The 10,923-nt window shown below is 64.1% G+C and carries 15 protein-coding genes; 3 read left to right on the forward strand and 12 right to left on the reverse strand.

The window, feature by feature from the left end:
* The coding region (locus WEA77_RS15130) for an aminoacyl-tRNA hydrolase (protein ID WP_368068701.1) at positions 1-386 on the forward strand (386 nt) is incomplete at its 5' end.
* Between the two features lie 7 nt (positions 387-393).
* On the opposite strand, the gene WEA77_RS15135 is transcribed toward WEA77_RS15130, so the two are convergent.
* The 3 genes from WEA77_RS15135 to WEA77_RS15145 all read right to left on the reverse strand — a co-directional run bounded on the left by WEA77_RS15135 (position 394) and on the right by WEA77_RS15145 (position 2,484).
* Positions 394-861, reverse strand: coding sequence for an NfeD family protein (locus WEA77_RS15135; RefSeq protein WP_368068702.1), 468 nt, complete (start codon positions 859-861; stop codon positions 394-396).
* Positions 862-891: 30 nt separating this feature from the next.
* Positions 892-1,857, reverse strand: coding sequence for an SPFH domain-containing protein (locus WEA77_RS15140; protein WP_368068703.1), 966 nt, complete (start codon positions 1,855-1,857; stop codon positions 892-894).
* Positions 1,858-2,001: 144 nt separating this feature from the next.
* Positions 2,002-2,484, reverse strand: coding sequence for a peroxiredoxin (locus WEA77_RS15145; protein ID WP_368068704.1), 483 nt, complete (start codon positions 2,482-2,484; stop codon positions 2,002-2,004).
* A 146-nt stretch (positions 2,485-2,630) separates the two neighbouring features.
* On the opposite strand from WEA77_RS15145, the gene WEA77_RS15150 reads away from it, so the two are divergent.
* Together WEA77_RS15150 and WEA77_RS15155 are read left to right on the forward strand one after the other, a co-directional pair.
* Entirely contained in the window at positions 2,631-3,197 is a 567-nt protein-coding gene (locus WEA77_RS15150; RefSeq protein WP_368068705.1) for a YqgE/AlgH family protein, read from the forward strand.
* Positions 3,194-3,721 (forward strand): GNAT family N-acetyltransferase, encoded by a 528-nt coding sequence (locus WEA77_RS15155; RefSeq protein WP_368068706.1) that lies wholly within the window; start codon positions 3,194-3,196, stop codon positions 3,719-3,721. Before WEA77_RS15150 ends, WEA77_RS15155 begins: the two co-directional genes overlap by 4 nt.
* Positions 3,722-3,723: 2 nt before the next feature.
* On the opposite strand, the gene WEA77_RS15160 is transcribed toward WEA77_RS15155, so the two are convergent.
* From WEA77_RS15160 to WEA77_RS15200, 9 genes are all read right to left on the reverse strand, one after another.
* The gene (locus tag WEA77_RS15160; protein ID WP_368068707.1) at positions 3,724-4,752 is read right to left on the reverse strand and encodes an EAL domain-containing protein; all 1,029 of its coding nucleotides are present in this window, start codon (positions 4,750-4,752) and stop codon (positions 3,724-3,726) included.
* Between the two features lie 11 nt (positions 4,753-4,763).
* Positions 4,764-5,330 (reverse strand): GNAT family N-acetyltransferase, encoded by a 567-nt coding sequence (locus WEA77_RS15165; protein WP_368068708.1) that lies wholly within the window; start codon positions 5,328-5,330, stop codon positions 4,764-4,766.
* Positions 5,331-5,339: 9 nt separating this feature from the next.
* Positions 5,340-6,719 carry a threonine synthase gene (thrC, locus tag WEA77_RS15170; RefSeq protein WP_368068709.1) on the reverse strand — a complete coding sequence of 460 codons (1,380 nt, stop codon included), beginning with the start codon at positions 6,717-6,719 and terminating at the stop codon, positions 5,340-5,342.
* Positions 6,716-7,399, reverse strand: a complete 684-nt coding sequence (locus WEA77_RS15175; RefSeq protein WP_368068710.1) for an SURF1 family protein — start codon at positions 7,397-7,399, stop codon at positions 6,716-6,718. The genes thrC and WEA77_RS15175 overlap by 4 nt, the downstream gene beginning before the upstream one ends.
* Before the next feature lie 89 nt (positions 7,400-7,488).
* Positions 7,489-8,367 carry a cytochrome c oxidase subunit 3 gene (locus WEA77_RS15180; RefSeq protein WP_368068711.1) on the reverse strand — a complete coding sequence of 293 codons (879 nt, stop codon included), beginning with the start codon at positions 8,365-8,367 and terminating at the stop codon, positions 7,489-7,491.
* A 74-nt stretch (positions 8,368-8,441) separates the two neighbouring features.
* Positions 8,442-9,035: a cytochrome c oxidase assembly protein gene (locus WEA77_RS15185; RefSeq protein WP_368068712.1), complete on the reverse strand. Its 594-nt coding sequence runs from the start codon at positions 9,033-9,035 to the stop codon at positions 8,442-8,444.
* Positions 9,035-9,196, reverse strand: a complete 162-nt coding sequence (locus tag WEA77_RS15190) for a hypothetical protein (protein WP_368068713.1) — start codon at positions 9,194-9,196, stop codon at positions 9,035-9,037. Before WEA77_RS15190 ends, WEA77_RS15185 begins: the two co-directional genes overlap by 1 nt.
* Before the next feature lie 10 nt (positions 9,197-9,206).
* The gene (locus tag WEA77_RS15195) at positions 9,207-10,160 is read right to left on the reverse strand and encodes a heme o synthase (protein ID WP_368068714.1); all 954 of its coding nucleotides are present in this window, start codon (positions 10,158-10,160) and stop codon (positions 9,207-9,209) included.
* A gap of 107 nt (positions 10,161-10,267) precedes the next feature.
* The coding region (locus WEA77_RS15200; RefSeq protein WP_368068715.1) for a cbb3-type cytochrome c oxidase subunit I at positions 10,268-10,923 on the reverse strand (656 nt) is incomplete at its 5' end.

The raw sequence follows: 10,923 nt of genomic DNA on the forward strand, positions 1-10,923 counted from the left end.
CCACCTTTTACAAGGTCGGCCCGGAAGCGGTGACCATGCTGCATGACGAGATTGATCTGGCGCCTGGCCGTGTGCGCGTGAAGCGCGGCGGCGGGGCTTCGGGCAACAATGGAGTGCGTTCTGCAATTGCGCATCTTGGGGCGGACGTGCGGCGCGTCCGCGTGGGCGTTGGCCATCCCGGTGACAAGTCGCTGGTGATGCCCTACGTGCTGTCCGATTTCTCGAAGGCAGACCATGACTGGTTCGCGCCGCTGGCGGACGCGATCTGCAAGGCCTTGCCCTACCTGCTTACGGGCGATGACGAACGCTTCCAGACCGAAGTCATGCGCCTCGCTCCGGCACCGAAGCATGACCCGAAACAGTTGGGCCGTCCGCCTGCGGAGTGAGCGCGGCTCAGGCCTTGCGAACGACGGCGAGGTTAGAGCGTGTCGACTCGACCACCACCGCGTCCCCGATATGCAGGATGCCTTCGCCGGCGGCGGCTTCTGCGCCCCAGACAGTGTCGCCGATCTTCACCTGCCCCTGCCCGCCCGAAAATTCACGGGTGATTTCGCCGCGCTGACCGACGAGCTGGACCATACGCTTGTTCAGCGTCGGATGCTCGGGCGCCGCCTTTCGCATGCCGGGAAAGAGGAAACGGCTGGCAACGATCAGCACGACCGCCGCGACACCGAACACCAGCACCTGCGTATGCCAGGCGGTGGCGCTCTCCGGGGCGAAGGCTGCGAACGCGGCTGTCAGCGCCGCTGAAATGGATGCCATCAGCAGGTCGAATGTTCCGGTCGACATTTCGGCGCCGAACAGGATCAGGGCCAGCACCAGCCAGTGCCACCAAGTGATCTGAGAGAGTAGTTGTTCCATGTGAATTGCCTTCTTCTGCAGGCGGATGATTTACGAGGTTCGGGTCGGGGGCACGGCGCCGCCGGGCGGTCTCGGCGCGGCGTTGGCGGCTTTCGCCGAATCTGTCAGCCCGCGAATTCCCTCGATGGTGCCAAGGATGGACGAGAACTCTGCGGGGATGATGACCGTGCGCTGCTGCGGCGAGGTCGCCAGCTTCTCGAACGCGGCGACATAAGCCTGGCCGAGAAAGTAGTTGATGGCGTTGACATCGCCCTTGGCAATCGCTTCGGAGACCATCGCGGTGGCTTTTGCTTCGGCCTCGGCTTCGCGCTCACGCGCTTCAGCGTCCCGGAAGGCAGCTTCCTTGCGACCTTCGGCTTGCAGGATCTGTGATTGTTTCTGGCCTTCCGCCTTGAGGATGGCAGATTGCTTCTCACCTTCGGCCGTGAGGATTTCGGCGCGCTTCAGGCGCTCGGCCTTCATCTGCCGGGCCATGGCTTCGGTGATGTCGGCCGGAGGGGTGAGGTCCTTGATCTCGATACGGGTGACCTTCACGCCCCAGGGCAGCGTGGCCGCATCAATCGTGCCGAGCAGGCGCGCGTTGATCTCGTCACGGTTCGAGAGGACCTGGTCGAGATCCATCGAGCCGACCACGGTCCGGATGTTGGTCATCGAGAGGTTGGTGATAGCGCTGACGAGGTTGTTGACCTCATAGGCGGCCTGCACGGCATCGACGACCTGGATGAAGACGATGGCATCGCAGGAGACCATCGCGTTGTCGCGCGTGATCACTTCCTGCTGGGGCACGTCCAGCACGGTCTCCATCATGTTCATCTTGCGGCCGACCCGGTCGAACAGCGGGTTGACGACGTGTGGGCCGGGCGACAGCGTCTTCGTGTACCGGCCGAAGCGCTCGACGGTCCAGTTATAGCCCTGAGGCACGAACTTCAGCGCGCCGAACAGGCCGATAATGACGACGACGAAGATCAGCAGGAATGCTGAGATGATGATGTCCATGGGGGTCCCTCTCCACGATGTCTTGCTCGTCAGATGGGGAGGGATTTGCCGTTATTCAATAAAACTCGACGAAAAAGCGGCCTGCCCATACCCTGAGCAGGCCGATCATGGTCTTATTCGGTTAAAGGACGTTAACGGGCGTCCTTAAAGCTGGCCGAGGAGATAGTCGGCGGCCGAAACCTTGAACTCGCCGCCCTGCTCCACGTTCAGCTCGGCAACAACGCCGTCCTTAACGAGCATCGAGTAGCGCTGCGAGCGTTTGCCCATGCCGAAACCAGAGGCGTCCAGCTCGAGGCCGATGGCCTGCGCGAAGGCGCCATTGCCGTCGGCGAGCATGCGGATCTTGTCCTCGGCGTGCGAAGTCTTTCCCCAGGCGCCCATGACGAACACGTCATTTACCGAGGTGCAGACGATTTCGGACACGCCCTTGGCTTCGAATTCAGCGGCCTTGTCGACATAGCCCGGCAGGTGGCGCGCCGAGCAGGTCGGCGTATAGGCGCCGGGAACAGCGAACAGGGCGACGGTCTTGCCGGCGAACACCTGCGCGGTGGTTACAGGTTTGGGGCCATCGACGGTCATTTCCATGAAGGTGGCTTCGGGCAGCTTGTCGCCGACTTTGATGGTCATGGGGCATTCTCCTTGTTTGACTGGCGGACATAGGGCGCGGGCCGCCGGGCCGCAAGCCATACCCCGGCGGCGCGGCGGATGCACCTCAGCCGGTTTTCACTTGCAATCATCCGCCCGCTGGCCCAGCTTTGGGACTGGAGGCAGGCATGCAGCTTGAAACCGACCTGACCGGAAAACTCCTGATCGCCCTTCCGGGTATCGGCGACACGCGCTTCGAGCGCTCCGTCATCCTGCTCTGCGCCCATACATCCGAATTCGCGATGGGCATTGTGCTCAACAAGCCCGTGGAAGGCATCGACCTTCAGGACCTGATGGAGCAGATGGGCATCAGGATGGAAATCTCGCTGCGCGGCGTAACCGTTCTGGAAGGCGGCCCGGTCGCCACCGAGCGTGGATTTGTGCTGCATACGGACGATGTGATCTGCGACGGCGCGACCATGGAAGTGGATGGCGATATCTGCATGACCGCGACCAAGGACATTCTCGGCATGGTCGCCTCGACGGCAGCGCCGCGCCAGTCGGTCTTCGCGCTCGGCTATGCCGGATGGGGCGCGGGGCAGCTTGAGCATGAGCTGGCAGAAAACGCCTGGCTGGTCTGCGAGCCGGATTCCGATCTCGTGTTCGGCGATGCGTATGCGCACAAGTGGCGCCACGCCATGACGCGGCTGGGCATCGACCTGTCGAGATTGCAATCCGGAGCGGGGAACGCATGAGACATTCCGGGGCCATAACAATCCACGAGGCGGCGTCGCCGCTCGAGGTGGCGGCATTTGGCGGACTGATTTCGGAATATGTCGCCTGGTGCCGCGAGCGTTACCGGGATGATCCCTGGCTGGTGGAGATGGCGTTCAGCCATCAGGGCCTCGACGCGGAACTGGCGGCGCTGACGACACTCTACGCCCCGCCGAATGGCCGTATGCTGATTGCTGAGGATGCGGACAATATTCTGGGCGGCGTCGCCTGCAAGCATGTGGACGAGGACACGTGCGAGATGAAGCGGCTGTTCGTGCGCACCGCGGCGAACGGGCGCGGCCTTGGGCGGAAGCTGTGCGAGGCGCTGATGAAGTCGGGGGCCAGGGACGGCTATCGCCGCATGCGCCTCGACACGACCCGCGACATGGTGGAGGCGATCGGCCTCTACCGCTCGATGGGCTTTACCGACTGCGCGCCCTTCGTGGATTACCCGGAACGTATGCGGCCGATGATGCTGTTCATGGAACGGGATCTGTCTGCTTAGCCTTATCCCTTCAAAAACTTGAGCGCCGCTTTCGCATCAATCCCCTTCGAGAAGGCAAAGCCCTGCGCATTGTCGAAGCCGAGGGCGCGCAGGCGGCCGGCGTCTTCGCGCTTTTCGACACCCTCGGCGGTGGTCGACATGCCGAGGCGCTGGGCGAGCAGCGTGATGGTCGAGAGGATCGTGTCGGTGCGCGCCTGTCCCAGCTTGGCGGTGAGGCCGTGGTCGATCTTCAGGCTGTCAAACGGCAGGTCCGCCAGCCAGGCAAAGGAAGAATGCCCCGTTCCGAAATCGTCAAGCACGAGGCCCGCGCCGACGGCCTTCAGCGCCATCGCGCAGGCCAGCGTCTTCGTCTCGTCGCGCAGTGCTGCCTGCTCTGTCAGCTCAATCCGGATGGCGCGTTCGGGTAGCTGGTAGCTGTTGGTCAGTGCATCGATCAGGGCCGGGATCGTGCTCTTGGTCAGTTCGCGGGCGGTCAGGTTGACGTGCATGAACAGGTCGTCGCGCCGGGCGCTGCGGCGGAGTTCCGAGAGAGTTTCCGCCGCGCGGATCAGCATGTTGGAGGCGAGCGCCTGGTCTTCCCAGCGGCTCGGCGGCGTCGACAGGCCGGGGCCATTCCAGCGGGCCAGCGCCTCGAAGCCAACGACGCGGCCATCGCGCAGCGAGATGATCGGCTGATAGACCGGCACGAGGTCCGGACCGGGTTTCAGCTCCTCCGGATCGAACTCGGGAAATTTCTCGCCGGTGAGCAGCATGCCGCGCGCCTCGGTCTCGCCGATGAAGGCACCGACGAGGTGCACATCCTGGCCATTGGAGAGACGCAAGGGACACAGGACCGATCCGTCACCCGAAGCAAACGCCCGTGTCAGGCGCCCCCGGCTGAGGCCTTCCAGCATCTTGTCCAGTGCATCAAGCGACCAGACACCCCCGAGGTCAGACAGCGGCGTCCCGGACGGCGCCTCGATCTCGAGGCGGCCCGCTTGCGGGCGCCAAGTCCAGCTGCCTTGAGCCTGGGCGGATTTAGCAAGTGCCATGGGGAGAATACCTAACGGTCTGGACGCGGCCTGACGAGACCAAAAAGGACATGGTCGCGGCGTGTCCCGGCAATCTCGAGATAAGCCGCTGCTTGCCCCTCCTCAGCAAATCCCGTGCCTTCCAGAACGCGGCGCGAGCGCACGTTTTCGGGCACGATTCCCGCTTCGATACGCCAGAGACCGAGATCTCGGAACGCCCACTCGCACGCCGCCGAGACAGCCTCACGCATGTAGCCCTGCCCTTCGAAGGCGCCGCCCTGCCAGTAACCAAGGCTGGCTGTGTCGGCTGGCCAGGGGCGGACCTGCGTAAAGGACAGCCCGCCGAGCAGCGCATGGTCGCTCTGCCGGCGGATCAGGAAAATATGGGCGGTGCCGGATTTCCAGGCAGCGGTCCAGGCGGCAAGCCGGCGGTTCCAGTCACGGCGCGAGAGGGCGTCTGAGGGCCAGGACGGCTCCCAGGGCTCGATATAGGCGCGGCTGTCCGCGCGCAGCCTTGCCCAGTCCGCGTAATCCTGACGCCGGGCCGGGGCGAGCGTCAGCCGGTGCGTCGAAATCAGGGTATCGAGCGGGGCGCCCATGCAGCGGCGTCAGCGGGTAAAGTCAAGGATGCGCGCGCGCACCGCGCCGAGATCGGCGGGCAGGTTTTCGAACACTTCGCTGCGTCCCGTGAGGGCCTCGCAGCGTACCGGCAGCGGGGCGTCGTGCCCGGTGGCCTCGATCACCGTTTCCGGGAACTTCGACGCGGCCGCCGTGGCGAGGACCACGGTGGCAAAATCCTTCTTCGGCAGGCGGCGTGCGAGGGCTGTGCCGACTGCTGTATGCGGACAGATCAGCCAGCCGGTCTCCTGCCGGAAGCGCTCCATCTCGGTGAGTGTCTCGGCATTGTTGATAGAGGCGGCCGACAAACCGGAACAGCCGAGTTTTGCAAGGACGCCGCCTGGCAGCGGCGTGTCGCCGGATTGTGCGTAGGCGGCATATGTTGCGCGCACGGCGCCCGCGTCGCGCGCGGTCATCTCGTAGAGGATGCGTTCGAAGTTCGAGGGAACCGAAATGTCCATCGCCGGGCTCGGTGTGGCGACGGCTGCGGCGCGGGTCATCCGGCCGGTATTGAAGAGGCGCGCGAGCGCGTCGTTCTCGTTGACCGCGCAGACCGCTTCGAAGCCGCCCGTCAGCAGGCCGCAACGCGCCGCGACATAGCCCGCCAGCGCGTCGCCCATGTTGCCGCTCGGCACGACATAGCGGACCGCCGAGCCGCGCAGCTGCGCCTGGGTGGTGGCGTAGTAGACACACTGGGCAGCCACGCGGGCCCAGTTGATGGAGTTGACGCCCGACAGGCTGACCGTGCGCGCGAAATCCTTGTCAGCGAACAGCTGCTTTACGATCGCCTGCGCGTCGTCGAAGTCGCCGGTGACGGCGATATTCAGGATATTGCCGGCGCCGGTCGTTGTCATGAACAGGCGCTGCACGGGCGAGACGCGGCCTTGCGGATGCAGGATAACGAGGCGGGACTGTTTCGCCCCGGCAAAGGCCGCCGCCGCGGCGCCGCCGGTATCGCCGGAAGTGGCGCAGACGACCGTCAGGCGTTCGCCGGACTTGCCGAGCAGGTAGTCATACAGCTTCGCGATGAGCTGCATGGCGACGTCCTTGAACGCCAGCGTCGGGCCGTGGTGCAACTCCATCAGCCAGGTGTCCGGACCCCACTGGGTGAGCGGGGCAACCGACTGGTGCGCAAACCCGGCATAGGCGCCCCAGCAGATCTTCTGCACGTCCGCCAGCGCGATCGCCTCGCCTGCGAAGGCCGAGATGATGCGCGCCGCAACCTCGGCATAGGGCTCGCCCGGGCGCGCCGGTTCGATGCGCGGCCATTCCTTAGGCACATACAGGCCGCCATCCGGCGCAAGGCCTGCAAGGCACGCTTCTGCAAAGCCGGTTTCCGGCGCTTCGCCGCGAGTGGAGAGGTATTTCACGGGTTCTCAGTTCCCCTGAAGCGGAGGCGTCCGCGCTGATGATGCAGGGCCAGATATACACCGATGAGCCCGATGGCGAGGCCCCACCAAGTCAGCGCATAGCCGAAATGGCGTTCAGGCGGCAGCCGCTCGGTCAGCTCCGGCTGGGCGAAGGGATTGACGACCGGCTCAGGCTCGGTGCCATCGGTGCGCAGCAGCGTCTCGGGCTCGAAGACGCGCGGCAGCACCTTTCCGGCCAGGTCTTCCGGAAGCGAAGCTGCAAGCACGGCGGGATCGAAGGCATAGAACAAACCAGAACCGGGATCATCCCTGGTGGAGAAGGTGTTGCGCTGGCCGGCCTCGTGCCAGATGCCGCGGGCCGAGAAGAATTGCGGCGCCGCGACGAGCATCGGCGCTGGAGCGTCCATGCCGTAGTGCAGCGTCTGGGCGACGAAAGCGGCGCCCTCCTCCGTTTCCAACAGCACCACATCGCGCCAGGCGGCGCTGCCGCCGGCAAGCGTGTAGACCTGCCGCACGGTGCCGGGCAGCAGCGTGCCGGACACCGTGGTCCATTCTGGCTCGGAAACCGCCAGTGCCATCTTCTCTTCGTAGCGGCTCCACTGCCAGTTTCCGAACATGATGAGGATGACGACCGAAACCGCTGTCAGCAGCGTCAGCACCGGATAGGGCTTGAAAGTCATCCGTCTCGTCCTTCCCGGAAAGTGAAAAGCCCGCCGATGGCTTGTCGCACCGGCGGGCTTTCAATTCTGCAGCGATTGCCTGCCTGAGCTTACTTGCCCGCTTCGAACGCCAGATAGGGCGTGACGTAGACGAAGGCGAAGAGGAAGAGCCACACCACGTCCACGAAGTGCCAGTACCAGGCGGCAAATTCGAAGCCGAGGTGCTTTTTCGGGGTCAGGTTTCCGGCATACATCCGGATCAGGCAGACGATCAGGAAGATCGTGCCGATAACGACATGGGCGCCGTGGAAGCCAGTGGCCATGAAGAAGGCCGACCCGTACAATGTGCCGTCATAGGTGAAGCCGGCATGGCTGTATTCGAGCACCTGCAGCGCCGTGAAGCCGAGGCCGAGCAGGATGGTGATGAACAGGCCGAGCTTGGCGCCCTTCATGTCGCCGTGCTGCAGCGCGTGGTGCGCCCAGGTGACCGTGGTGCCCGACAGAAGCAGGACCAGCGTGTTCATCAGCGGCAGGTGGAAGGGGTCAAACGTGGTGACGTCGGCGGGCGGGAACTGCTGGAAGCGGTCAAGACTTTCCTGGTAGAGCGGGTTCGCCGCATCCCAGGTGTAGCCGACGCGGGCGTCCCAGAAGATAGAGAATTCGAAGAAGCCCCAGAACCAGGCGACGAAGAACATGATCTCCGACGCGATGAAGAGCAGCATGCCGTAGCGCAGGCCGATCTCGACCACCGGCGTATGATCGCCTGTGCGCCCCTCTTTGACGACCGTGGCCCACCAGCCGCACATGACCCAGATGACCATGGCTAGGCCGATCGCCATCAACCACCAGGTGCCCTCAGCCAAGCCGAACAGGCCCTTCAAGTAGACGACACCGCCAAGCGCAAGTGTGAGGACCGCCAGCGAACCGATTAACGGCCATGGCGAAGGATTTACCAGGTGGTAGTCGTGTTTTACTTCGCCGCCGGACATGTGTCTCAAATCCCTTATGGAATCCCTGAACGTTGGGGCTGTTTAACGTGTGCCCCTGCCACGTTGCAACTGGTTCAGCCGGGTGTGGCCGAATTCGCCGCACCCTGCACGCCGGATTGGGCCACCGGCTGGTCGCGGGGGCCTGAATACGCCGAACTGTCAAAGAAAGTGTAGCTGAGCGTGATCGTCTCGATCTTGCTCGCCAGCCGGTCTTCCGCCAGATTCGGCGACACGAAGTAGACCACCGGCAGTTTCCGCGTCTCGCCGGGCGCGATCACGCGCTCCGAAAAGCAGAAACATTCCAGCTTATTGAAGTATGGCCCCGCATTGTGCGGGGTCACATTGTAACTCGCGATCACCCGCACTTCCTGCGCAGACGGGTTCGTGACCTCGTAAAAGGCCAGGCCGTGCTGGCCTATCTGGACCGTCTGGGAGGACTGCAGCGCGCGGAAGACCAGCGGCGTGTCGGCAACGTTGGCGTCAAACCGAACGTCGATGGTCTGTTCGAGGATGCTGGCAGGGCCTTCGGTGGCGATCCGCGTGGTGCCGCCAAAGCCGGTAATCTTGCAGAAGGCATCGTAAAGCGGCACGGCCGCAAAGGCGAGCCCAAGCATCCCGGCAACACCGAGCGAGGCAATGGCAGCGATCGAGCGGTTGGTCATCGCCATCACATGCGCTCCGAAACGCCAATGCCGGTGTGCAGGCGGACGATGGTGGTGACCATCACCAGCACCACAAACCCGGCCAGCGCGAGGCCAAGCCAGAGATTGCGCCGCTTGCGGGCTTTCAGGGCCTCGGCGTCAAGTTGCGACACGGCGGATTCAGGCATTTCGGCCATTTCAGATACCCATCAACGGAAAGTGGAGCCCGGCCGCATGCTCGACGAGCACGGCGCCGAACAGGGCGAACAGGTAGAGGATCGAAAACACGAACGTATTCTTTGCGAGTTTCATGTCGGCGCCGGAGGCGTCTGCATCGCCTGCCCCAGAGCGGGTGAGGCGCACTGCGTAGGCAAGGAATGCCGCGCCGAGGCCCAGCGCTGCAGCGCCGTAGATCCAGCCGCCCAGGCCGGTGACAAGCGGCAGCAGCGAGACCGGCACTAGCACCAGCGTGTAAATCAGGATCTGCTGGCGCGTGACCTTGGCGCCGTGCGTGACCGGCAGCATCGGCACCGAAACCTTGGCGTATTCCTTGTGCGCGAGCAGCGACAGCGCCCAGAAGTGCGGCGGGGTCCAGAAGAAGATGATGGCGAACAGGATCCAGGCGTCGAGCGGCATGTTGCCGGTGACGGCGGCCCAGCCGATGACCGGCGGGAACGCCCCTGCTCCGCCGCCGATGACGATATTCTGCGGCGTCGCCCGTTTCAGCCACATCGTGTAGATGACGCCGTAGTAGAAGATGGAGAAGGCCAGCAGGCCGGCCGCCAGCCAGTTCGAGGCGAGCCACATGAGCAACACCGAGACGCCGGACATGATCAGGCCCATCGCCAGGGCCTCCTCGCGGGGGACTGCGCCCGACGGGATCGGCCGGGTCGCAGTACGGCTCATCACGGCGTCGATATCGGAATCATACCACATGTTGATGGCGCCGGCGGCGCCCGAGCCGAGCGCCACGGCGAGCGTGGCGATCGCGGCCATCGCGGGGTGCATCGTGATGCCGGTCATGCCGGACGCAGCCACAAGCCCCGCAAACCCGGTGAACACCACCAGCATCATGATGCGGGGCTTCATCAGGTTCACGTAATCGGCTGCAGTGGCGTAGCGTTTCAGAGGCGTGACGATGGCATCGGTCATGGTGTCGTGTCTCGGACTTCTGTTGACGAAACGGCCCGCACGCCTTGCACGTGTGGGCCGCCCCGGAGTTCAGTTCTTGTCTGGCCCGCAGCAGGGCCGCGATCAGGTCAGTGCCCGCCCTTGGTGTTGACCACCGGCAGTTCATTATACTGGTGGAATGGCGGCGGCGACGGCAACGTCCACTCGAGCGTGGTGGCGCCTTCGCCCCAGGGGTTGCCGCTGGTCGACTTGCGGCGGCGGATGGCCGCTTCCGCGATCGAGATGAAGAAGATAATCGTGCCGACGAGCGTGATCGCGTAGCCGATCGACGAGACGTAGTGCCAGGTGGCAAAGCCATCGTTGTAGTCGATGTAGCGGCGCGGCATGCCCTGCAGGCCGAGGAAGTGCTGCGGGAAGAACAGCACGTTCGAGCCGATGAACATCAGCCAGAAATGCAGGCCGCCAAGGACGCTGTTGTACTTCACGCCGAACATCTTCTCGAACCAGTAGTACCAGCCCGCGAAGAGGCCGAACACCGCGCCCAGCGACAGCACATAGTGGAAGTGTGCGACCACGTAGTAGGTGTCGTGCAGGGCATGGTCGACGCCGGCATTGGCAAGCACGACACCCGTGACACCGCCCACGGTGAACAGGAAGATGAAGCCGATGGCCCAGAGCATAGGCACCTTGAACTCTATCGAACCGCCCCACATCGTGGCGATCCACGAGAAGATCTTGATGCCGGTCGGCACCGCGATGACCATCGTGGCGGCCACGAAATAGG

The sequence above is a fragment of the Hyphomonas sp. genome (genome assembly GCF_040882205.1).
Taxonomy (GTDB): domain Bacteria; phylum Pseudomonadota; class Alphaproteobacteria; order Caulobacterales; family Hyphomonadaceae; genus Hyphomonas.